Origin of the sequence: Halobacillus sp. KGW1 (genome assembly GCF_001592845.1) — a bacterium.
Lineage (GTDB): Bacteria > Bacillota > Bacilli > Bacillales > Halobacillaceae > Halobacillus.
Genome location: NZ_LSOC01000002.1, coordinates 675,008 through 697,938 on the forward strand (window position 1 = coordinate 675,008; position 22,931 = coordinate 697,938).

Consider the following 22,931-nt stretch of genomic DNA (forward strand, 5'->3'; position numbering starts at 1 on the left):
TGTTCCATCAGTTATAACAGGAGGAGGGGGCTCTTTGAAATTTTATACTATCAAACTCCCGCGGTTCGTCGGGGGCATAGTGCGTGCAGTCATAAGTACATTCAAAAAAGACTAACAGGCCCAACAAAAAAAGCACCCGGAATCCGGGTGCTTCTTTTGTTCAAAGAGTTATACGCGTTGTAATTTGCCTGATTTTAGCTCACGTGCAGTAACGTAAACTTTCTTAGGCTTACCATCTACAAGAATACGTACTTTTTGAAGGTTAGCTTTGAATTGACGTTTATTAGCGTTCATCGCGTGTGAACGGTGGTTACCTGAACGTGTACCTTTACCAGATATAACACTACGTGCCATGAAAAATCCCTCCTGTTACATAAATCATCAGATACTTAGTAACTTTATCATATCAAAATAAGGTTTGCAATAAGATAGGTCGAATTATATCAAGAATTTCTTCTTGACAGATACATGGATATGTCTCAAAGTATATAAGGGATATTCAGATCCTTTTCGGGAATTGAAGCAGAATTCACCTGTGAATCTTATGTTATAATTGAGTAAGAATACGAGGATTATAAAGGAGGATCTATATGTCCGTGGATTTGAACAACCAATATGGTCATATCACTATTAGTAATGAAGTAATCTCAACGATCGCCGGAGGGGCGGCAGTCGAGTGTTATGGAATTGTCGGCATGGCTTCGAAGAACCAGATACGGGACGGCCTGTCCGAAATGCTCCGTAAAGAAAACTTTTCCAAAGGGGTCGTTGTCAGACAGGACAAAGATCGCCTTCATATAGATATGTTTATCATCGTAAGTTATGGGACGAAGATTTCTGAGGTGGCTCATAACGTCCAATCTCAAGTGAAATACACACTGAACAAAACAGTCGGTTTGTCCGTTGACTCTGTGAACATCTTTATCCAGGGAGTCCGTGTGACAAGCGCATAAAGCAGCGGTTGCAGTCAAAGGAGGACGTAAGTGTGACGGTAGAAAAGCTAGACGGCAAAATGTTGGCCGAAATGATTTTACAGGGGGCGCATCATCTGAAGAGAAATTCCCAGATGATCGATGCCCTAAACGTATTTCCCGTACCAGACGGAGATACAGGAACGAACATGAACTTATCCATGACCTCCGGAGCGGAGGAAGTGAAAACCGTAGATCAAAATCATGCAGGGGCAGTGGCGAAAGCACTGTCCAAGGGACTGCTTATGGGCGCCCGTGGGAATTCCGGTGTCATCCTTTCTCAAATCTTCCGTGGTTTCTCAAAAGTTAATGAAGATAAGGAAACGTTGACAACGAAAGATTTCTCGGCGGCTCTTGAAGGCGGCGTGGATACAGCCTATAAAGCGGTTATGAAACCGGTAGAAGGAACAATTCTTACCGTAGCTCGTGAAACAGCGGAAGGTTCGGTGGAAGCTGCAGAAAAGCACACGGCTTTCATTCCGTTTATGGAAGAAGTGGTAAAAGCTGCGAAAGCATCGCTTAAACGGACCCCGGAACTGCTTCCTGTTTTAAAGGAAGTCGGAGTCGTGGACAGTGGCGGCCAGGGTCTTGTAACCATTTATGAAGGATTTCTTGCTTCCTTGAAAGGGGAAGAACTTCCGGCAGTTCAGGAAACCGTATCCATGGATGATATGGTCAATGCAGAACATCATAAATCTGCTCAGGATTTCATGAATACGGAAGATATCGAATACGGCTATTGCACGGAATTCATGGTGAAATTCGAAGAGGACAAGCTTGCGGAAAACCCTTATGATGAGGATGCATTCCGCAACCAGCTCAGCGAAATTGGTGATTCCCTCCTAGTCGTTTCCGATGAAGACTTAATTAAAGTGCATGTTCATGCCGAGTATCCCGGCGAAGCGATGACGCTCGGTCAGAAGTACGGCAGTCTCATTAACATGAAGATCGAGAATATGCGTGAACAGCATACATCTATTGTAGGAGACAAGAAAAAAGGCGCTAAGCAGGAAAAGAAAGCGCCATACGGTATCGTCACAGTAAGTATGGGGGAAGGGATCAGGAAATTGTTCGAAAGCCTCGGCGCGACAGTTGTCATCCAAGGTGGACAAACGATGAACCCTAGTACCCAGGATCTGTCGGAAGCGATCAAGGAAGCCCATGCAGACCGTGTGCTCATTCTCCCGAACAATAAGAATATTGTGATGGCGGCGGAACAGGCGGCCGAGCTTGCTGATGTGGAAGTAGCCGTTATTCCGACGAAGACCATTCCGCAGGGAATGAGTGCTCTTCTAGGATTTAATCCGGAAGCGGATCTTGACACGAATAAAGAGGAAATGAGCCAGCTGATGTCCGAAGTGAAAACCGGACAGGTTACGTATGCGGTACGAGATACCCAGATCGATGGACTAGCCATTGAAAAAGGCCATTTTATGGGGATCGCGGAAAGTAAAATACAAACAACGGCAAAAGAAGCGTTAGAGGCAGCGAAGGCTCTGCTTCGCGAGATGATCGATGAGGATGAAGATGAAATCCTGACCATTCTTACTGGTGAAGAAGTTGAAGAAGATGAAATTGGTCAGTTGGAAGCGTATATTGAAGATACGTTTGAAGATTTGGAAGTGGAAGTTCACACAGGTGGACAGCCGATTTATTCCTATATCTTCTCTATTGAATAAAATATAGAAAAAGAGATCAGAGCATACAGCTCTGATCTCTTTTTTTATATTATCATAAAAGCGTGCTGCTCAGGACAACACTGTTCCTGCTACCTGGTTGCCGGCTTAAGCCGGAAGTTTCTGCGGATGGACAAGAGAACCATGCAGATATAGGCAAGGACTAAAGCCGTGTAAATAATGGCGATGGAGGTGTCTCCAAGCTCTACTGTATTCAAAAGCGTTCGGATATTTGTCAAAACGATGAATCCACCGGCGAGGACACCTAATACGAGAGACGGCATTATTTTCACAAGCCAGGCAGCAAGGGGGGCCGCAATAACCCCGCCGATCACAAACGCAGATACGAGCAGCCAGCTGAATTGCTCCCAGCCAAGAAAGATAAGAAACCCGAGGGTCGCAGAAACAGTGACGATGAATTCGCTGGTATCTACCGTTCCAATCACTTTTCGGGGTTCAAGCTTCTGTCTTGCCAGGAGAACGGGCGTATTCACTGGTCCCCACCCGCCGCCGCCGACTGCATCAAGAAAACCTCCGATAAATCCAAGTGGAAACAAAAAGCTCTTTTTGAAAGGCCGCTTCTCCTGGGGCCGCTTCTGTCCCATGGTAAGGAAACGAATGATGATATAGATTCCTAATACGAGGAGGAAGAGTGATATGTAGGGTCGGATAATTTCTCCTGGAACCCAGCTTAATACAGCTGCACCGAGAAAAGCGCTGATGGCACCGGGAACAGCCAGAATAACGACGAGACGCTTATCGACATTCCCGAATTTATAGTGAGAGAAGCCGGAAGCGGCCGTCGTTGCCACTTGAGCCATATGAATGGATGCAGAAGCTACTGCCGGAGCAAGTCCATAGGCAAGCAGAATCGTTGAGGAAGTCAATCCGAAGCCCATGCCGAGAGCACCATCGACTAACTGAGCAAAAAATCCCACTAATGCGAAAACAATTAATTTATTCAATCCAACCTCTCCTTTTACCCTTTAATTCCAGCTCCCATATGGTGTATGATTAATCATATGAGAATACTTGGTTTTATGTGTGAAGAGGTTTTCTACAAAAATAAAAAAACCCTTCACACAGAAGAGGCTTTCGTTCCTCTCCTTATCTTTCAGACAATGTCTGCTGGATGGAGCACCTTTAAAAGGTTGCTGCGGGATCGTTGGACCAGTTTCCTCCCCCGGCTCTTCATAAGGATATAGTATCTTGCTTTGATTACTTACCAAATTAAAGCAGAGGGGGACCATTGTCAATATTAAAAACAGAAAAGTTGTAATTTTTAAAAAACCTGTTGACATATCTTAGAAAGAAGCCTACTATTTGAATCAATTAGTTTTTTTGAAATATCCAACCGACTAATTTTTCTTATCTAGAGAGGTGGAGGGACTGGCCCAACGAAGCCTCGGCAACGGGTCTAACCGTTAAAGTTAGACGCTGTGCCAATTCCAGCAGATGCTGAAAGCATTTGGAAAGATAAGAAGGACGTATCTTACTTTCAGACGCCCTTCTTCTTTTCCGGAAGAGGGGCGTTTTTATTTGGAGAAAGGCAGGCGAGTGTATGGGAAACTTACTTACGTACCAGCATTTTTCCGGTGATCCATTCAAAAATGATCAGCCAGAGGATGATACGAAAGGCGCGAGAAAGGTCATTCAATGGGCATACGACCAGTATGGTTCTGACGTGGTTTATGCGTGCAGCTTCGGCGCAGAAGGAATGGTACTCATCGATCTGATTTCGCAGGTCAAACCGGATGCGGATGTCGTTTTTCTCGACACAGGTCTTCACTTCCAGGAAACCTACGATTTGATTGATAAAGTGAAGAAGCGGTATCCGGCGCTTCATATTCATATGAAATTACCGGAGCTTACAGTGGAAGAACAGGCAGAAAAGCATGGTTCCGCTTTGTGGAAGAGACAGCCGGACCAGTGTTGTTACATCCGGAAGATCAAACCGTTGGAAGAGGCACTGTCCGGTGCGGTTGCCTGGCTTTCCGGCCTGCGCAGAGAACAGTCCCCGAGCAGAGCGAAGACGGATTTCATCAACAAAGATGAACGGTTTAAGTCCGTGAAAGTTTGTCCACTGATACATTGGACTTGGGACGACGTATGGCATTATATCCGACTAAATAGCTTGGATTACAATGCTTTGCATGACCAAAACTATCCAAGTGTAGGATGTATTCCTTGTACATCCCAGGCCGTCGGCGACGACCGCTCCGGCCGCTGGAAAGGATTTAATAAAACGGAGTGTGGTCTTCACACCCCGGGCCCATCAGAAACGAACTAATCGAAACGAACTAATAGGAGGATGTATGAAATGGCAGTCATTAAACCCCATGGAGGGAAGTTAATCAATAGATGGAACGAAACACCGGAGGATTTACCGAAGGACAGTATCGAACTGGATGGAATGGCTCTCAGTGACGTGGAGCTGATCGGTAACGGAGCATACAGTCCGCTGGAAGGGTTCCTGAACAAGGAAGACTATGAATCCGTCGTCGATACGATGCGTTTGAAAGACGGGACACCCTGGAGCATTCCGATTACGCTGCCTGTAAGTGAAGAGAAGGCAGAATCGTTAGGAAAAGAAGCCAAGCTTATCCATGATGGAACGGTGTACGGTGTGATTGAGATCGAAGACATCTTCAAACCTGACAAAGAAAAAGAAGCGCAAAAAGTATATTTAACTACGGACCTTGCTCACCCGGGTGTCAAAAAGTTGTTTGAACGCCCCGACTATTATGTATCCGGTACTATCCAGGTTTTTGCTTCGTCAGCAAAAGAACACGGAGAAGAGTTTTACCTCGATCCGAAAGAAACGAGAGCACTTTTCGAAAAGAACGGATGGAGGAAGGTTGTCGGTTTCCAAACAAGAAACCCTGTCCACCGCGCCCACGAATATATTCAAAAAGCGGCCTTGGAGACGGTTGACGGTCTATTCCTGAACCCGTTGGTGGGCGAGACGAAGAGCGATGACATACCAAGTGATGTTCGGATGAAGAGCTACCAGGTACTGCTTGATCATTACTATCCGAAGGACCGCGTGACCCTGGCCGTTTTCCGTGCAGCCATGCGCTACGCAGGTCCAAGGGAAGCGATCTTCCATGCCATCGTCCGTAAAAACTTCGGCTGCTCTCATTTCATCGTCGGCCGTGACCACGCTGGAGTAGGCGACTACTACGGAACGTATGACGCACAGAAGATATTCTCTCACTACGACGAAGGCGAACTTGATATTACTCCGATGTTCTTTGAACACAGTTTTTATTGTAAGGCATGTGAAGCGATGGCCTCTCACAAGACGTGCCCGCACGATAAGGAAAACCACGTCATCCTTTCCGGAACCAAAGTCCGTGAGCTGTTACGGAGCGGGGAGAAACCGCCGAAGACATTCAGCCGCCCGGAAGTTGTAGAAGTTTTGATTGAAGGGCTGCAGGCGAAAGCTGCAGACGTAAAGGGGTGAAGGGAATGGAACGGAATCTTACTTGGCACGAAGCATCTGTAAGTCAGGAATCCTACCGGAAGAAGAATGGACACCACAGTGGTGTCCTCTGGTTCACGGGACTTTCCGGTTCCGGCAAGTCCAGCATCGCCAATCAGCTGAACCATCTCCTGCATGAGCGTGGTGTTCATACGTATCTTCTTGATGGCGACAACATCCGTCACGGATTGAATGCGGATCTCGGTTTTTCTGAAGCGGATCGTACGGAAAATATTCGAAGGATTGGGGAAGTCGCAAAGTTGTTTGCTGATAGTGGGACGATTGTACTGACAGCATTTATCTCTCCGTTCAAGAGTGACAGGGAGCAGGTGCGCGCCTCAATTCCAGAAGGGGACTTCCTTGAGGTTTATGTTGAGTGTCCATTGGAAGCTTGTGAAGCACGTGATCCTAAAGGGCTTTATAAAAAAGCCCGCTCCGGAGAGATCAAAGGCTTTACTGGAATCGATTCTCCATATGAAGCCCCCGAAACACCGGAAGCTGTTGTTTCCTCTCATCAATATGATATCGAAGCATGTGCCGAACAGCTGTTGCAGGTTTTGGAAGAAAAAGGGTGGATACCGAAGGGAGCATCATAGATGGCTAAGGTTTATATTGTCGGAGCAGGACCAGGTGATTATGATTTGATTACGGTCAAAGGGCTGAAAGCAATCCAGCAGGCGGACGTTATTCTGTATGACCGGCTCATCAATCAAGAATTACTCGATGAAGCCCCGGATCATGCGGAGCTTATATTCTGTGGGAAACGGCCGGATCATCACGCCTTGACACAATCAACAATCAATCATCTTTTGTGTAAATATGCGCTTCAGGGCAAAACAGTCACTCGATTGAAAGGCGGCGATCCGTTCGTATTCGGGCGCGGTGGAGAAGAGGCGGAAGAACTTTCCCGACGCCAGATCGCTTTTGAAATTGTTCCCGGAATTACCTCCGGTATCGCGGCTCCCGCTTATGCAGGCATACCTGTCACCCATCGGGAATACAGTTCTTCCGTAGCCTTCATCTCCGGGGTAAGTAAGCTTGGCATTGAAGAGGATGCTTATTGGGAACACGTAGCGAAAAGTATGGACACTCTTTGTATATACATGGGTGTGAAGAAGCTGCCGGATATCTGCGGAAAACTCGTGAAACATGGCAGAGGGCTCGATACTCCTGTCGCTCTCGTTCGATGGGGCACGACGGAACAGCAGGAAACCGTTACCGGGACGCTTGAGGATATCGTTGCTAAAGCTGCAGATATGAAGAACCCGGCGATGATCGTCGTTGGTGAAGTTGTGAAATTGCGTGAGCAGCTGCAGTGGTTTGAATCGATACAGCAGGAGGACCAGGTGGACATCGCAAAATCGATTGTCGGCTGAATGAAAGGGGGAGAAAGATGGACGCAGTTCTCTATGTCAGTCATGGAAGCAGAAAGAAAGAAGCAACAGAGCAGGCGCTTGATTTTTTGAGTAAAGTCCAGGAAGAGATCGGCATTCCCCTTTTCGAACGATGTTTTCTTGAATTAGCCGAACCAGACATTGAGGAAGGAATCCACCGTCTTGTCAAGAAGGGTGCGACGAGAATCGCCGTTTTACCGGTACTGCTTCTGAGCGCGGGGCATTATTTTGAAGATATACCGGAGGAGCTTGATAAGGCGAAGCTGCGCTTTCCTGGTGTTGAACTGCATTACGGGGAACCCCTCGGAGTACAGGAGCGTATTATCGACGTCCTTGTTGATCGAGTAAGGGACATTGTTGCAGGGAATCAAACTCCTAATATCCTTCTCGTTGGAAGGGGCAGCAGACATCCATCAACAAGAACAGCAATGGAATTTATTGGAGAGCGCTTGCGGAGCAAAGCGGGTGCGGACAGTGTTCATGTTTGTTACCTTGCCGCAATCACTCCAAGCTACGATGAGGCTTTTCATGCAGTGTTGGAATCGGGTAAGCCCACCGTCGTCGTCCCGTACCTGTGGTTTACCGGAGTACTTCTCCGTTCTATGGAAGCTAAGGTGCAAAAGGCTGCGGAACAAGGATATGCGGTGAAGATTTCCGGACATTTGAATGACCATCCTCATATGATCGAAGCGATGGCGGATCGTGTGAAAGAAACGCTGGTGGGAATGAAGACACCTTGAGAGGAGACTTCCTGTGAACAGTCACTTACCTATGATGGTGGAATGGAAAGGGCGGAGAGTCGTCGTTGCCGGCGGTGGGCGCGTCGCGCTTAAGCGGGTGAAAACGCTGATGACCTGCCTCGCAGAAATAATCGTTGTCAGCCCTTCCCTCCATCCCGAGCTTTCCCTGTTGGAGAAGAGTGGGGAGATTACTTGTTACCGTCGAACGTTCACTAGTTCCGACAGCAAAGGAACGGACCTCCTGATCATTGCTACAAGCGACCAAAAAGAGAATGACCGTATTGCTGCTTTAAGTGAAAGGATACCACTGATCAACAGAGTGGATGGTGGCAGCGGGGGGAATGTACACTTTCCGGGCTTCCTTAAACGCGGGAGGCTGACAATATCCGTATCAACCGACGGAGCGAGTCCGATGCTTGCCTCCAAATTAAAACAACGCCTGGAAAGCGAATACGGCGAAGGTTATGGGGAGTATGTTGACTTCTTACATCACTGCCGTACGCTGCTTAAAGAAAGCAGTATGAACAAAGAAACACAGCATGATTTTTTAAGAGAAATCCTCAAGGAGGACTACCACGATACAGAAGCGCAAAAGCGGGTGCTTGATGATATACATAGCTATAGGAAAGGGGGAGGGACGTGTCAGGATTAACGAATAAACACATAGGTGTGGCAGCGGATCGAAGGTCGGAAGCCATTACTTCTCTTATAGAAAATTTAGGCGGCCGTGCCTCTGTCTATCCGATTCAAGGGAAGCAGGTGCTCCACGAAGAGCGCTGTGTGAGAAATGTCAAAGACTATCTGGATGAACCATTCGACCTTGTCGTCTTAACAACCGGAATCGGTGCAAGGACGCTTAACAATGCAGCCTCTGAAAGGAAATTGTCCCGTGCTTTTGTAAAAAAGCTGAACACGGAAACGCTTGCTGTTAGAGGTTCGAAGACAATGGATTGGTTAAAAGAAAACGAGATACAGCCGGCCCTCGTTGCGGCAGATGGGACGATGAAGGATCTTGTGGAGCGCATTCAGAAAGAAGCGGCTTCGGGTGGAAGGTTGTTCCTGCAGGCGTATGATCAGGATGATGCCGTATGGAAGGAATCCTTGGAACAACTTGGATTTTCCGTCTATTTATCAAAGCCTTACACATTTGAAAAGCCATCTTTGTCCATTATCGACAATTTGAAGAATGCTATTTTTGCGGGGGAACTGGATGCGGTGGTGTTTACGAGTAAAACTCAGGTGAAAAACTTGTTTGAAAAAGATGCGGATCGCAGCCGTCTCACCGCTTCCTTCGAAAAGGACGTCACAGCCGTCGCCGTTGGCAAAGTAACAGCAGAGGAGCTTGCCGGTCAGGGAATATCCACAGTGATTCAGCCCGCCCGTCCGAAAATGGGGGCGATGGTCGTCACACTTGATCGCTACTATAAAGCGAAAGCTTCCGAAATAAAAAAATAAAGGTTTTATGGAGGTGGAAATGTTGTCCTTACAAGTCAGCAACAGTCCGTTCAATAAAGATCAGGCGGACTTGTTAAACCAGTTATTAACATCATTAAGTAATCATCAAAAAATATGGTTAAGCGGGTATTTGGCATCTTCCCTGGCTTCAACCGAAGCAGACCCTGCTGCTCAGTCTCACCCTTCCACTACAGAGGAGAAGGCTGCTGCAACGAGGAGTATTACCATCCTCTACGGATCTCATACGGGAAACTGTCAGTCACTGGCAGAACAGTACAAGGAAACGTTGGATAAGAAGGGGTTTGAAACGACGTTATCAGCACTGGATGACTTCAAACCGAAGGCTTTGAAAAATGTAGAGGATCTTCTCATTTTGACCAGTACGCATGGAGAAGGAGACCCGCCGGATAACGCGCTGTCGTTTTATGAATTTATCCATGGGAAGCGTGCACCGAAGCTGGAGGGGGTTCGGTATTCGGTTTTGGCACTTGGAGACAGCTCTTATGACTTGTTCTGCGAGACCGGTAAAGTGATCGATGAGAAGCTCGCTGAACTTGGCGCGGAAAGGATGTATCCGAGGGTCGATTGTGATCTTGATTATGAAGATCCCGCGGAGGAGTGGTGGCGGGGCGTTAGTCAGCAGCTGGGTTCTGCGTCAGAAACCAATTCTCCTGCTGCAGCTGCTGCACCGCTTACGGACGACGTACCGGTCCACTCCAAATCTAATCCGTTTCAGGCGGAAGTGTTGGAGAACATCAATTTGAACGGGCAGGGTTCCAACAAAGAAACCCGGCATTTGGAGATCGACTTGGAAGGGTCCGGTCTGACCTATGAGCCTGGAGACAGTCTCGGAATCTATCCCCAAAATGAGCCTTCCTTGGTAGATGCACTGATTACAGAGATGAATTGGGATCCGGAGAGGTCCGTCTCAGTCAATAAGCAAGGGGAGGTCCGTGCGCTTAGAGAAGCGCTGCTGACCCATTTTGAGATTACGGTTCTTACCAAGCCCCTCCTCGAAAAGCTCGCTCCTTTTACTTCTAATGAGAGTTTAGCGGATCTCTTGACAGATAAAGAGCAAGTTTCCCAATACATTCACGGGAGGGATCTGTTGGATTTCGTCAAAGACTATGGACCTTGGGAAGTCGATGTCGATGCATTCCTTACTGCATTACGTAAGATTCCAGTACGTCTATATTCAATTGCCTCAAGCCTGAAAGCCAACCCCGACGAGGTTCATTTGACGGTAGGGGCGCTTCGCTATGATTCTCATGGGAGAAAGCGGACGGGAGTCTGTTCCGGACAGTGTGCCGAAAGGACGAAACCCGGGGATCAGCTTTCGGTTTTTGTACAGAAAAACCAGAATTTCAAGCTTCCGGAAGACACGACTCGGCCGATCATCATGATCGGCGCTGGTACTGGTATTGCACCTTACCGTTCCTTTATGGAGGAATGGGAAGAGTCGGAAGCGGAAGGGAAGTCATGGCTGTTCTTCGGTGAACAGCACTTCGTGACGGACTTTCTTTATCAGACGGAATGGCAGAAATGGATCAAAGACGGCGTTCTGACGAATATGGACGTTGCCTTTTCCAGGGATACCGATCAAAAGGTCTATGTGCAGCACCGCCTGCGTGAAAAGAGTAAAGAGGTCTTCCAATGGATTGAGGAAGGTGCTTACCTTTATATTTGCGGCGATGAGAAACACATGGCGAAAGACGTGCAGGAAACCCTGCTTGATATCTTCCAGCAGGAAGGCGCTTATACAAGAGAAGAAGCAGAAAATTATTTGACAGAACTTAGAAAATCAAAACGCTATCAGAGAGACGTTTACTAATAGCGGGAAGGAGTTTTACGGATGTCTGAACACAAAACATTGCATAAACCGGAAGGTCCTCCGAGTGAAATGGAAGAGATTAAAGAAAAGAGCCGGTTTTTACGGGGCGATCTTGTCGAGAGTTTCCAGGAGCCGCTTTCTGCAAGCATTCCTGATGATCAAACGAAGCTTTTGAAATTTCACGGCAGCTACATGCAGGATGACAGGGACCTGCGGAACGAACGAAAAAAGCAGAAATTAGAGCCGGCGTATCAATTCATGATCAGGGTGCGCCTTCCCGGTGGTGTGGCGACTCCCGACCAGTGGCTGGCTATGGATCGTCTGGCAGACCAGTACGGCAATGAAACGCTGAAACTGACGACCCGTCAGACGTTTCAAATGCACGGTATTTTAAAATGGAACATGAAGAAGACGATACAGGCGATGGATGCCGTATTGATGGACACCATTGCGGCATGTGGCGATGTGAACAGGAACGTCATGTGTAACGTTAACCCTGAACAATCCGCCCTTCATAAAGAAGTGTATGAGTGGTCGAAGAAAGTGAGTGAACATCTCCTTCCGCGGACAAGAGCTTATCATGAAATTTGGCTGGATGAAGAAAAAGTGGTGGACGGTCAGGAAGAAGAGCCGATTTACGGACCGCTGTATCTGCCGAGGAAATTCAAAATAGGCATTGCCGTTCCACCTTCCAATGACGTCGATGTGTTTTCACAGGACCTGGGGTTCATCGCTGTATTGGACGATGGAAAGCTGCAGGGATTCAACGTCGTCGTTGGCGGGGGGATGGGAATGACCCACGGCGACACTTCGACATATCCGCAGCTCGGTCGTACCATCGGCTTCTGTGTGCCGGAGCAGGTGGTTGATGTAGCGGAGAAAATTTTGACGATACAGCGGGATTACGGCAATCGTTCCAATCGTAAGAACGCCCGGTTCAAGTACACGGTTGACAGATTAGGAGCCGATCAGATTCTGGAGGAACTTAATCGTCGATTAGGTTATGCGTTGGAAGAAGCGAAGGCATATCATTTTGATCACAACGGGGACCGGTACGGCTGGGTCAAAGGAGAAGACGGGACCTGGCACCACACATTCTTTATCCAGAATGGACGCATCAAGGATGCGGAAGGGTATAAATTAAAGGAAGCACTGAGAAAAATAGCGGAAACCCAAATCGGGGAATTCCGTCTGACCCCCAACCAAAACCTTATCATCTCACGAGTATCAGAAGCGGAGAAGCCTGTGATTGAAGCATTGATTGAACAATACGGGTTGTCGGACGGCAGCCAGAATTCTGCTCTCCGTCGAAATTCAATGGCATGTGTTTCGATGCCGACTTGCGGATTGGCGATGGCGGAGGCGGAGCGGTATCTCCCGACATTGATCGACCACCTGGAAGAGATTTTAGATGAAGCCGGATTGAAAGAACAGGAGATCGTTATCCGGATGTCCGGATGCCCGAATGGGTGTTCCCGCCCGGCGTTGGGAGAGATCGGATTCATTGGAAAAGGGCCTGGCAAATATAACATGTATCTCGGAGCTGGATTCACAGGGGATCGTTTGAATAAATTGTATAGAGAGAACATTGGTGAAGAAGAAATCCTTAAAGAGCTGAAACCGATGATTCACCGCTATGCGAAGGAAAGGGAAGAGGACGAGAAATTCGGAGACTTCGTTATCCGCAAAGGCTATGTAAAAGCGGTGGCATCCGGTCTTGATTTCCATGAGTGAGGAACCTGAAGATTGATCTGGGCATATGTTGGTAGGGTATAACTTCAACCAAAGAGGTGTCCCTATGAAGAATAAAAACGATCATTTGCCGGATTTGTTTCAGCAGGATTTGGAAGATGTGATGAAAGTAGTTGATTCCTTTTTTGGAGATGCCTTCCAGAAGCTCGATCACTATATCCAAACCACCACTATTCCGATAGAGGTGGTTGAAACAGACAAAGAATACACGATTGAAGCATATCTTCCGGGAGTTAAGCGAGAGCAGATTCATCTTGAACATGTCGGCAGCCAGGTGAGAATCAGGGTGGAGGGTTCCGAGGATCGTTACGTTCATGATCACTCCATGAATTATTTTAATCAGAGCCGTTCGTTTACTCGGAAAGAAAGAATCATTCCACTTCCATTCACTGTTTCAGACACTGTCTTTCGGGCATCTTTCCAAGACGGCCTGCTGACGATTTTATTTAAAAAGCAGGGTTCGTCTATCATTCCTATTGAAGATTAAAAAAGAAGACGTTTCAACGTCTTCTTTTTTTGTTTTCTTTTCTGCCTATTCACATAAACATGAAGAAAGGAGCAAACAAGGGGAGGTTTTATTCTTGCCTATGGTCTGGGTACCCTATCCCTATTTCATGTATGATTACCGGATTCCTGCTTATGTTCAAGTCGGCAGACCAGCTTTCCCTGAAGTCGACAGCAGCTTGTTTCGTCAATCTGCGAAGGCAGCGAAACAAATGATGAACGGGGCAGAGAAAGTGATGGAGCGGGTGGAGGCATCGAAGGAATTCGCCGATGAGCTAATGGAGGCAGCTCAGCGGTCGAATCGTCCAAAGGTGGAACAAATGATTAAAGAGGCTGGAGCAGTGGGAGATTTCGACTTTGATTATAACCCGGAGAGGATCAAAATTCAGTGGAAAGGCACGGCTGGAGGGGTGGACTGCTGCAAAATGACCGTAATGCTCCGCTGGCGTGTCCAAAGAGGTTAGGGATTTGTAGCGAAATAAAAAACCGGCTGATCGCCCTTCTTCAAGAGAAAGGGTGCAGCCGATTTTTTCAGAGAACGGGTAAATACGTTCAACTGTATTAATGTCCAAGTGAACGAACGATAAATTCAATGAGAAAGATCATGGCGATAAGAACGACCGGTGCCGACAATTCCCTTTGCTTTCCAATAGCAAACTTGACAATAGGGTAGGCAATAAATCCAAAAGCCATCCCATCTGCTATGGAATAAGTGAACGGAATCATCACAATGATAAGAAAGGCCGGCATGGACTCTGATAATTGGTCAATCGGAATCTCTTTGATGTTCTGCACCATAAGGGCCCCGACGATGATTAGAATCGGCGCAATAGCTGTAGAAGGCACCATAGAGATCCAAGGGATTAGAAAAAGCGTCCCGATGAACAACACAGCCATCGTCAAGCTCGATTTTCCGCTTCTACCACCTGAGGCTATAACAGCTGCACTCTCTGCGGATGAAACAGTAGGCGAAGTGCCGAGGAACCCTGTCGTAAGTGCGGAAAAGGCAGACGCCTGATAAGAACGTTTGAACTTCCCTTCTTGATCAAGCATTCCCAGCTGTCCGTGGATCAAACCCATGTTTTCAAAGATGAGTACGATCGCCAGCGGAAAGACCGCCATCCAAAAACCGAATTGTCCAATGGTTGAAAAGTCCGGCATATAGGCGAAGGATTGGCTTCCGAGAGAAATGGGATCTCCTTTTTCACCAAGAACGCCGGTGAACTTCGCAAGAATCGTTCCTGCGACCATCGTGATCAGGAAGTTCCCAGGTACATTTCTGGTGAAGAGGAAAATGCCGATGAACAGCGTCAGGATACTCGTCATTACGAGTGCTGACGAGGGGTTTCCAAGGGCAATCAACGAGTGATCGCCTTTGACGACAAGTCCACCTTTCTCCAATCCGATCAATGTAAGGAATAAACCTAATCCGACCGTAATGGCGTGCTTCAAAGAAGAAGGGATCGCCTGCTTCAGCCAGTCTCCAAGCTTCGTAAATGCTGTGATGAGAAACAGTATCGAAGCAACGACGACAACGGCCAGCCCCTGCTGGAAATCCATTCCTGTCCCTTCGACAATGGAATAGGCGAATAAAGCGTTGACCCCCATACCTGGTATCAGAACCATAGGTGCGTTCGCATATAAGGCCATGATCAAACAGCCTAGTGCACTGGCAAGAATCGTTGCCACCATTCCGCTTTCAAGCGGAAGTCCGGCACTCTCCATGATCTGGCTGTTGACAGCTACGATGTAAACAGTCGTAAAATAGCCGATTAAACCTGCCAGACCCTCTTTCTTCCAGTCTGCACGATTGCTTTGCTGATTGAGCATTTCAATCTCCTCTATGAAGTTATCCCTCTCCCACCCGGTTACCGAGTAACCCACAACCATCTATTTTACTCTTGATTAAAGTATCTTACAAGCAGCATTATTTGTATTCTAGTAAAATGGAGGTGAAAATCTCAAGTTTGTGATAAGATGATAGGGGATTATTCGATGTTAGTAAGCGTTTTCTTTCGTGCAATAGAGACAGAAACAAGGGGAAGGTGAAACAAATGAAATATCGTTCTGTTTTCGATATCATCGGACCTGTCATGATCGGTCCGTCCAGTTCACATACAGCAGGTGCGGCCAGGATAGGCAGAGCCGCACGTCATTTATTCGGCAGAGAGCCCAAATATGCGCATATCCATCTGTATGGATCATTTGCAAAAACTTATAAAGGGCACGGTACAGATGTCGCGATTATCGGAGGGCTGCTCGATTATGATACCGACGATCAGCGGATCCGGGAATCTTTGGTAACAGCAAGGAAGAACGGAATGAAAATCCGTTTTTATGAGGAGGATTCCCATACGGATCACCCGAACACCGCCCGCGTCAAAATAGGTGATGAGGATGGAGAACTTGAGCTTGTCGGCATATCCATCGGAGGCGGTAAGGCGGAGATTACGGAGCTGAACGGCTTTGAACTGCGTTTGTCGGGAAGCCACCCTGCCATTTTATTGATTCATAATGATCGTTACGGAGCAATTGCCTCTGCGACGGCGGTCCTTGCCAGGAATGAAATCAATATCGGTAGAATGGAAGTATCGAGGAAAGCGCAGGGAGAACAGGCGCTTATGGTGATCGAAGTGGATCAGAATATCGACGACTCCGTTTTGAACGAGTTGGAGCGTGCTGATCATATTACACAAGTAGCCAAAATATCAGACTGACAACAAAGAAAGGGGCGATCCCATGTTTCGCAACGTAGCAGAGCTTGTTGAAATGGCAGAGAGTCAAAACATACAGATCTCGGAAGTGATGATCCGTCAGGAAATGGACGTGAAGCAGCTGACGAGAGAAGAAGTGATCGAGCAGATGGAAAGGAACCTGTCTGTAATGGAGAAAGCAGTTGAGGATGGACTGAAAGGGGTAAAATCCCACAGCGGCCTGACCGGAGGTGACGCCGTACTCATCCAAAATTATATGAAGAATCATACTCCTTTATCCGGTAATCTGATGATGGACGCCGTAAGTAAAGCAGTTGCCACTAACGAAGTCAATGCGGCAATGGGGACGATTTGTGCGACGCCGACAGCTGGAAGTGCCGGGTGTGTCCCGGGTACATTGTTTGCTGTGAAAAATCAATTGAAACCGACGCGGGAACAGATGGTACGGTACTTGTTTACGTCCGGCGCTTTCGGATTCGTTGTAGCCAATAATGCTTCTATTTCCGGTGCGGCAGGCGGCTGTCAGGCGGAAGTAGGTTCTGCTGCCGGTATGGCAGCTGCGGCCATTGTAGAAATGGCAGGAGGCACTCCTTCCCAATCAGCGGAAGCGATGGCGATAACACTTAAGAATATGCTAGGTCTAATTTGCGACCCTGTAGCTGGATTGGTGGAAGTTCCGTGTGTGAAAAGGAACGCCATGGGGGCATCGAACGCAGTCGTAGCTGCAGATATGGCGCTCGCAGGTGTGACGAGCCGTATTCCATGTGATGAGGTTATCGATGCCATGTATAAGGTGGGACAGCGCATGCCGTCAGATTTCCGTGAAACAGCCCAGGGGGGGCTCGCCGCCACTCCAACAGGAAGAGAGCTTGAAGCGAAAGTGTACGGAATCTCGTTGAAGAAAGAGTGAAACCATTGCTGCAACAGTCTATCAGTGAAGTGAAAGGTGTAGGACCGAAACTGGCAACGAATTTGAATGAATTGGGTTTGTTTACGGTCGAGGATTTATTGTTTTATTTTCCGCACCGTTATGATTCTTATGAAATTAAACCCCTGACAGAATTAGAAAACAATGAGAAGGCGACAATTGAGGGACAGGTCGTCTCCGATCCTGTCCTCAGTTTTTTTGGTAGGAAAAAGTCGCGGTTGACGTTCACGTTGCAGGTGGAACAGTTCGCTGTGAAGGCTGTAATGTTCAATCGCGCTTTTGCCAAGAAACAGCTGAACCCGGGAGATACCGTTACGGTGACGGGGAAATGGGACCAGCAGCGGCTGCAGATTACAGTCAGCCAGTTCAAAAAAGGCGAGTCGAAAGAACAGGAACCGATCCAGCCGGTTTATACGCTGAAAGAAGGAGTCAGCTTAACGACACTCAGGAAAGTGATCCGTACAGCTCTTGATGCGTATGGGCAAGACGTTCCTGAGATTCTCCCTGAAGAGTTGACATTGGGATATAAGCTTCCGGACCGCGTACAGGCTTTAAGACAAATGCATTATCCCGACAGCAGGGTATTGCTTAAGCATGCGAAGCGCCGGTTCATCTATGAGGAGTTTCTTATCTTTCAGCTCAAAATGCAGCTTCTCCGTAAGTATCACCGGGAGGCGAGTGAAGGGCTTGTCCAGCGGTATGACAACGGACGCTTGACGGAGTTCGTACAGGCCCTGCCATTCGAACTGACCTCGGCTCAGAAAAAGGCGCTTGCGGAAATTCTCCACGATATGAAGCATCCGCATCGAATGAACCGCCTGCTGCAAGGGGATGTTGGTTCAGGTAAAACCGCCGTAGCTGCCATCGGTCTTTATGCATCCATCACCGCCGGTTTTCAAGGAGCGCTCATGGTTCCTACAGAAATTCTTGCTGAGCAGCATTACCAATCGCTTAAAGAAATGTTTAGTGGACGTGCCAATGTCGCTCTGCTTACAGGTTCCATAAAGGGGAAAAAGCGACAGGAAATATTGGAGGCTGTTGAGCGGAAAGAAGTAGATATCCTGATCGGTACTCATGCGTTGATTCAGGACGAGGTCGTGTTTTCCGACCTGGGATTCGTTATTGTTGACGAACAGCATCGTTTCGGTGTCAAACAGCGGAGAGCCCTTCGGGATAAAGGTTTACATCCGGACGTACTGTTCATGACGGCGACACCGATCCCCCGGACGCTGGCCATAACGGCTTTCGGGGATATGGACGTCAGCGTCATTGATGAAATGCCTGCAGGGAGGAAGCCGGTAGAGACTTATTGGGTAAAAGGTGAGATGACCAACCGCGTTTTAAGCTTTATTAAAAAAGAAATTGACCAGGGACATCAAGCTTATGTCATCAGCCCGTTGATTGAAGAGTCGGATAAACTGGATATACAGAATGCTGTTGATCTCTATCATCAATTAAGTGCTGTGTTTGAACCGGATGTTTCCGTCGGCCTCATGCATGGACGCTTACATAATGAAGAGAAAGAAGCCGTCATGGAACGGTTTGCAGCTAATGAGCTGAGTATTCTTGTATCTACGACGGTGGTGGAAGTAGGGGTGAATGTTCCGAATGCGACCATGATGGTCATCTACGATGCCGAGCGCTTCGGACTTTCTCAGCTCCATCAGCTTAGAGGCCGTGTCGGCAGGGGCTCTGATCAAAGTTACTGTATTCTGCTTGCAGACCCTAAGGGCGATGTGGGCAAAGAGAGGATGCGGATCATGACCGAAACGAATGACGGCTTTGAACTTTCCGAGCAGGATTTGAAGCTCAGGGGGCCAGGAGATTTCTTCGGCAGGAAACAAAGCGGCCTTCCGGAATTCAGAGTCGGAGATATGGTTCATGATTACAGAGCGTTGGAAACGGCGCGAAAGGATGCGGCTGATCTCGTCCTTTCTGATTCATTGGAGCGAGATCCGCGCTACCACTCTTTGAAGGAATTGCTGTATGAGGATAAGAGTATTCTTGGGAATGTATTGGACTGAGAGGTATGCTTTCTTCCTTCAGGGTTCCGGCAGACAAGCCGGAACCTTTTATTTATGAAAGAGAACCGGATGGAATTTTCAGAAAAATAACCCCCTCCTTGCGTAATCGGACATGGTATTATATATTACTATTAGTACCTAGTCATAAAGTCGAGCGTTTATGCTAGATGAACGGTGGAATCAATATGAGAAAACCTAAGAAGATTCGTCAGGAAGAATTGAAAAATCAAATTGACCGTGTGCCTTTTATTACGGATGAAGAGCTTGCAAAAACCTTTGGTGTCAGTATACAAACCATTCGTCTCGACCGGATGGAAATGGGGATTCCGGAGCTTCGTGAAAGAATTAAATCTGTTGCGAATCAGGAATGGAACGGTACGGTGAAAGCTCTGCCTATCGAAGAAGTCATTGGTGAGGTTGTAGATCTTGAATTGGACGACAGGGCTATTTCCATTTTGGATATTCGTCCCGACCACGTATTCTCGCGTAATCACATTGCGAGGGGGCACCACCTGTTCGCCCAGGCGAATTCACTTGCTGTAGCCTTGATCGACGATGAACTTGCTTTGACTGCCCGGTCCACTATACACTTCTCCCGTCCCGTCAAACTCGGGGAGCGCGTCGTTGCCAAAGCGACTGTCCAAGGAGAAGGGGAGAAGGGCAGAACGATTGTCAAAGTCCACAGCTACGTCGGTCAGGAAGAAGTGTTTGCGGGTACATTTGAAATGTACCGTTCTAAACAATAGAAGGAGATGGAAGAGATGAAACTCGTCATAGATGCGATGGGAGGCGACCATGCTCCGGAAGCTGTCGTGAAAGGAGCCGTCCAGGCAGCTGATGCCATTGATGGACTGCACATCACGCTGGTCGGAGATGAATCGCTGATCTCCCCTTACTTGAAGGGGCAGGAAAACGTAACGGTAATACATACGACAGAAATGATTACGGCGGAGGATGAACCTGTAAGAGCTGTTCGAAAGAAGAAGAATGCATCCATGGTTCTCATGGCGAATGAAGTCAAGGAAGGAAGGGCTGATGCCTGCATTTCCGCCGGAAATACGGGTGCCCTGATGAGTGCGGGACTATTCATTGTCGGCAGAATGAAAGGTGTGGATCGTCCGGCGTTAAGCCCGACACTTCCTACCATAGACGGAAAAGGATTCTTAATGCTTGATGTCGGTGCGAACGTTGATGCGAAACCGGCGCATTTACTGCAATATGCCGTCATTGGCTCCATTTATGCAGAACAAGTCCGCGGTTTGGAACGTCCCCGTGTCGGACTGCTGAATGTAGGTACAGAAGAAGGAAAAGGCAGCGATTTGACGAAGAAGGCGTTCCAACTGATGAAGAATGCTCCGATTCATTTTGTCGGAAATGTGGAAGCACGTGATTTGCTGAATGGTGCAGCGGACGTCGTAGTGACTGACGGTTTCACAGGTAACGTCGCATTAAAAACAATTGAAGGTACGGCTATGTCGATGTTCTCTATGATTAAACAAACATTCATGAGTAACTTTAAGACGAAGATTGCTGCTGGTCTTGCTAAAAACGATCTGAAAGGATTGAAGACACAGCTTGATTACTCGGAGTATGGAGGAGCAGGGTTGTTCGGTTTAGCAGCACCTGTTATTAAAGCCCACGGCTCGTCTAACGAAAGAGCCGTTTTCAACGCCATTCGTCAAGCTTGTCAGATGGTGGAGTTAAATGTGACAGAAACTATTGCGGAAACGCTCAAACAAATGGATTCAGAGGAGGATGAATCATGAAACGTATAGCAGCAGTATTCCCAGGACAAGGCTCTCAAGAGGTAGGCATGGGGAAAGCGATGTATGAGGCTTACCCTTCTGTAAAGGAATTATTCGACCGTGCGGATGAAGCGCTCGGTTATTCACTCTCGACCCTCATGTTCGAAGGTCCTGCAGAAACCTTGACGAAAACGGAGAATGCCCAGCCGGCTCTTCTTCTTAATAGTGTAGCCATCCAGATGGTCTTGGAAGAAGAAGGAATAAAACCGGCGATGACGGCTGGTCACAGCCTTGGTGAGTACAGTGCGCTTGTCAGTGCTGGTGCGCTGGATCCAATTGATGCAGTGAAGCTTGTTCACGTGCGTGGAAAATTGATGGAAGAGGCTTTCCCGACGGGTAAAGGGACGATGGCAGCCGTGCTGGGTCTTGAGCGTTCTGATATCGAAAAGACGCTGGAAGGCTTCGACGGTGACCTCACGGTAGATTTAGCCAACATTAACTGTCCTGGACAAATCGTTATTTCTGGTACGAAAGAGGGCGTGGACAAAGCTTCTGAAAAACTCTCCGATGCCGGAGCGAAGCGTGTCCTTCCATTGAACGTAAGCGGACCTTTCCATTCCAGATTGATGAAACCGGCCAGTGATGAATTTGCAGAGTATTTGAATCGTATAGAAGTGAAAGATGCGCAGATTCCGGTCTATGCAAATGTGACGGCAGCGCCTGTAACAGACGCTGGAACGATCAGGAACTTGCTTGTTGAGCAATTGTATTCACCGGTCCGTTTCCATGAAATTTTAGACGCGTTCGTCGAAGAGGATGTCGATGCCATCGTCGAAGTAGGTCATGGGAAGGTGCTGAGCGGCCTTGTTCGCAAAGTGAAGCGCAGGATGAAAACGTTTAGTATCCAGGACCCTGATACTATGCACGCATTCTTGGAATGGAATAAGGAGGAGTCTTCATGATTTTACAAGATCGATCGGCTCTTGTTACGGGAGCTTCCAGAGGAATAGGAAAAGCGATTGCCCTTGAGCTTGCAGCAAAAGGAGCAAAAGTGGCAGTTAACTTCGCCGGAAGTGAAGACAAAGCCGAGGCAGTCGTTCAGGAAATCCGTGAAAACGGCGGAACAGCTATTAAAATTCAGGCGAACGTGTCTGATGCAGATGATGTGAAACGAATGGTGAAGACTGTTGTGGATGAGTTCGGCAGTCTGGATATTCTTATTAACAACGCTGGCATCACGAAGGATAACCTTCTGATGCGGATGAAGGAAGAAGAATTCGATGCCGTCATCGACACCAATTTAAAAGGTGTTTTCCTTTGTACGAAAGGTGTGACGCGTCAGATGATGAAGCAGAAGTATGGCCGTATCATCAATGTCGCGTCCATCGTCGGCGTCTCCGGAAACCCCGGCCAGGCGAACTACGTAGCTGCAAAAGCCGGTGTCATAGGAATGACGAAGTCGAATGCTAAGGAGCTTGCCGCGCGGAACATTCATGTCAACGCGGTAGCGCCGGGGTATATTGCTACGGATATGACCGATGCTTTGACAGATGAACAGCGGGAGCAGATGCTTAATCTGATTCCTTTATCCCGTCTGGGTGAAGCGAAAGATGTCGCGCGTGTCGTGCGTTTTCTTGCCTCTGAGGACGCAGATTATATGACAGGCCAGACGCTTCACATTGACGGCGGAATGGTGATGTAACAAACGTGGCG

General features: G+C 47.8%; 24 protein-coding genes and 2 riboswitches. Of the genes, 21 read left to right on the forward strand and 3 right to left on the reverse strand.

The features are described from left to right. Positions 1-34 precede the first annotated feature (34 nt). Entirely contained in the window at positions 35-115 is an 81-nt protein-coding gene (spoVM, locus tag AXG56_RS19090; protein ID WP_035531293.1) for a stage V sporulation protein SpoVM, read from the forward strand. A gap of 53 nt (positions 116-168) precedes the next feature. On the opposite strand, the gene rpmB is transcribed toward spoVM, so the two are convergent. Then, a complete protein-coding gene (gene rpmB / locus AXG56_RS04120; protein ID WP_008637223.1) occupies positions 169-354 on the reverse strand; it encodes a 50S ribosomal protein L28 in 186 nt (61 codons plus the stop codon). A 236-nt stretch (positions 355-590) separates the two neighbouring features. Here rpmB and AXG56_RS04125 point away from each other — a divergent pair, with 236 nt between their 5' ends. Both AXG56_RS04125 and AXG56_RS04130 read left to right on the forward strand, forming a co-directional pair. Next, a complete protein-coding gene (locus AXG56_RS04125; RefSeq protein WP_008637222.1) occupies positions 591-953 on the forward strand; it encodes an Asp23/Gls24 family envelope stress response protein in 363 nt (120 codons plus the stop codon). A 32-nt stretch (positions 954-985) separates the two neighbouring features. Beyond that, positions 986-2,650, forward strand: coding sequence for a DAK2 domain-containing protein (locus tag AXG56_RS04130; RefSeq protein ID WP_008637220.1), 1,665 nt, complete (start codon positions 986-988; stop codon positions 2,648-2,650). 89 nt (positions 2,651-2,739) lie between these two features. Here AXG56_RS04130 and AXG56_RS04135 read toward each other — a convergent pair whose 3' ends face one another. Further along, positions 2,740-3,612, reverse strand: a complete 873-nt coding sequence (locus AXG56_RS04135) for a sulfite exporter TauE/SafE family protein (protein WP_026577492.1) — start codon at positions 3,610-3,612, stop codon at positions 2,740-2,742. A 139-nt stretch (positions 3,613-3,751) separates the two neighbouring features. Beyond that, positions 3,752-3,847, reverse strand: a riboswitch (SAM riboswitch). Positions 3,848-4,012: 165 nt separating this feature from the next. After that, positions 4,013-4,130, forward strand: a riboswitch (SAM riboswitch). Positions 4,131-4,208: 78 nt separating this feature from the next. On the opposite strand from AXG56_RS04135, the gene AXG56_RS04140 reads away from it, so the two are divergent. The 11 genes from AXG56_RS04140 to AXG56_RS04190 all read left to right on the forward strand — a co-directional run bounded on the left by AXG56_RS04140 (position 4,209) and on the right by AXG56_RS04190 (position 14,271). Beyond that, positions 4,209-4,937: a phosphoadenylyl-sulfate reductase gene (locus tag AXG56_RS04140; RefSeq protein WP_026577491.1), complete on the forward strand. Its 729-nt coding sequence runs from the start codon at positions 4,209-4,211 to the stop codon at positions 4,935-4,937. Positions 4,938-4,967: 30 nt separating this feature from the next. Further along, positions 4,968-6,113 carry a sulfate adenylyltransferase gene (gene sat / locus AXG56_RS04145; RefSeq protein ID WP_062513370.1) on the forward strand — a complete coding sequence of 382 codons (1,146 nt, stop codon included), beginning with the start codon at positions 4,968-4,970 and terminating at the stop codon, positions 6,111-6,113. Positions 6,114-6,118: 5 nt separating this feature from the next. Next, on the forward strand, positions 6,119-6,727 hold the full coding sequence (gene cysC, locus AXG56_RS04150; protein WP_008637215.1) for an adenylyl-sulfate kinase: 609 nt from the start codon (positions 6,119-6,121) through the stop codon (positions 6,725-6,727). Further along, positions 6,728-7,507: a uroporphyrinogen-III C-methyltransferase gene (cobA, locus tag AXG56_RS04155; RefSeq protein WP_008637214.1), complete on the forward strand. Its 780-nt coding sequence runs from the start codon at positions 6,728-6,730 to the stop codon at positions 7,505-7,507. A gap of 17 nt (positions 7,508-7,524) precedes the next feature. Beyond that, positions 7,525-8,265: a sirohydrochlorin chelatase gene (locus tag AXG56_RS04160; RefSeq protein WP_008637213.1), complete on the forward strand. Its 741-nt coding sequence runs from the start codon at positions 7,525-7,527 to the stop codon at positions 8,263-8,265. Between the two features lie 13 nt (positions 8,266-8,278). Beyond that, the gene (locus tag AXG56_RS04165) at positions 8,279-8,917 is read left to right on the forward strand and encodes an NAD(P)-dependent oxidoreductase (protein WP_062513372.1); all 639 of its coding nucleotides are present in this window, start codon (positions 8,279-8,281) and stop codon (positions 8,915-8,917) included. Then, positions 8,905-9,720: a uroporphyrinogen-III synthase gene (locus AXG56_RS04170; protein ID WP_026577488.1), complete on the forward strand. Its 816-nt coding sequence runs from the start codon at positions 8,905-8,907 to the stop codon at positions 9,718-9,720. Before AXG56_RS04165 ends, AXG56_RS04170 begins: the two co-directional genes overlap by 13 nt. Before the next feature lie 22 nt (positions 9,721-9,742). Further along, positions 9,743-11,551 carry an assimilatory sulfite reductase (NADPH) flavoprotein subunit gene (locus AXG56_RS04175; RefSeq protein ID WP_008637209.1) on the forward strand — a complete coding sequence of 603 codons (1,809 nt, stop codon included), beginning with the start codon at positions 9,743-9,745 and terminating at the stop codon, positions 11,549-11,551. Positions 11,552-11,572: 21 nt separating this feature from the next. Then, positions 11,573-13,285 carry an assimilatory sulfite reductase (NADPH) hemoprotein subunit gene (gene cysI / locus AXG56_RS04180; protein WP_008637208.1) on the forward strand — a complete coding sequence of 571 codons (1,713 nt, stop codon included), beginning with the start codon at positions 11,573-11,575 and terminating at the stop codon, positions 13,283-13,285. Positions 13,286-13,349: 64 nt separating this feature from the next. Beyond that, complete coding sequence (locus AXG56_RS04185; protein ID WP_008637207.1) at positions 13,350-13,790, forward strand: Hsp20/alpha crystallin family protein; 441 nt, start codon at positions 13,350-13,352, stop codon at positions 13,788-13,790. A 94-nt stretch (positions 13,791-13,884) separates the two neighbouring features. Continuing rightward, a complete protein-coding gene (locus AXG56_RS04190; RefSeq protein WP_026577485.1) occupies positions 13,885-14,271 on the forward strand; it encodes a hypothetical protein in 387 nt (128 codons plus the stop codon). Between the two features lie 97 nt (positions 14,272-14,368). Here AXG56_RS04190 and AXG56_RS04195 read toward each other — a convergent pair whose 3' ends face one another. Then, positions 14,369-15,697: an NCS2 family permease gene (locus tag AXG56_RS04195; protein ID WP_082794438.1), complete on the reverse strand. Its 1,329-nt coding sequence runs from the start codon at positions 15,695-15,697 to the stop codon at positions 14,369-14,371. Between the two features lie 164 nt (positions 15,698-15,861). On the opposite strand from AXG56_RS04195, the gene sdaAB reads away from it, so the two are divergent. The 7 genes from sdaAB (at position 15,862) to fabG (ending at position 22,920) form a co-directional block, all read left to right on the forward strand. Beyond that, a complete protein-coding gene (gene sdaAB / locus AXG56_RS04200) occupies positions 15,862-16,524 on the forward strand; it encodes an L-serine ammonia-lyase, iron-sulfur-dependent subunit beta (RefSeq protein ID WP_026577483.1) in 663 nt (220 codons plus the stop codon). Positions 16,525-16,546: 22 nt separating this feature from the next. After that, entirely contained in the window at positions 16,547-17,431 is an 885-nt protein-coding gene (gene sdaAA, locus AXG56_RS04205) for an L-serine ammonia-lyase, iron-sulfur-dependent, subunit alpha (RefSeq protein ID WP_008637195.1), read from the forward strand. After that, the gene (gene recG, locus AXG56_RS04210) at positions 17,428-19,473 is read left to right on the forward strand and encodes an ATP-dependent DNA helicase RecG (protein ID WP_026577482.1); all 2,046 of its coding nucleotides are present in this window, start codon (positions 17,428-17,430) and stop codon (positions 19,471-19,473) included. The genes sdaAA and recG overlap by 4 nt, the downstream gene beginning before the upstream one ends. A gap of 185 nt (positions 19,474-19,658) precedes the next feature. Beyond that, positions 19,659-20,219 (forward strand): transcription factor FapR, encoded by a 561-nt coding sequence (gene fapR, locus AXG56_RS04215; protein WP_008637193.1) that lies wholly within the window; start codon positions 19,659-19,661, stop codon positions 20,217-20,219. Between the two features lie 15 nt (positions 20,220-20,234). Continuing rightward, a complete protein-coding gene (gene plsX / locus AXG56_RS04220; protein WP_008637191.1) occupies positions 20,235-21,239 on the forward strand; it encodes a phosphate acyltransferase PlsX in 1,005 nt (334 codons plus the stop codon). Further along, a complete protein-coding gene (gene fabD / locus AXG56_RS04225; RefSeq protein ID WP_062513374.1) occupies positions 21,236-22,180 on the forward strand; it encodes an ACP S-malonyltransferase in 945 nt (314 codons plus the stop codon). Before plsX ends, fabD begins: the two co-directional genes overlap by 4 nt. Continuing rightward, positions 22,180-22,920, forward strand: a complete 741-nt coding sequence (gene fabG, locus AXG56_RS04230) for a 3-oxoacyl-[acyl-carrier-protein] reductase (protein ID WP_026577480.1) — start codon at positions 22,180-22,182, stop codon at positions 22,918-22,920. The genes fabD and fabG overlap by 1 nt, the downstream gene beginning before the upstream one ends. The last annotated feature ends 11 nt before the right edge of the window (positions 22,921-22,931 follow it).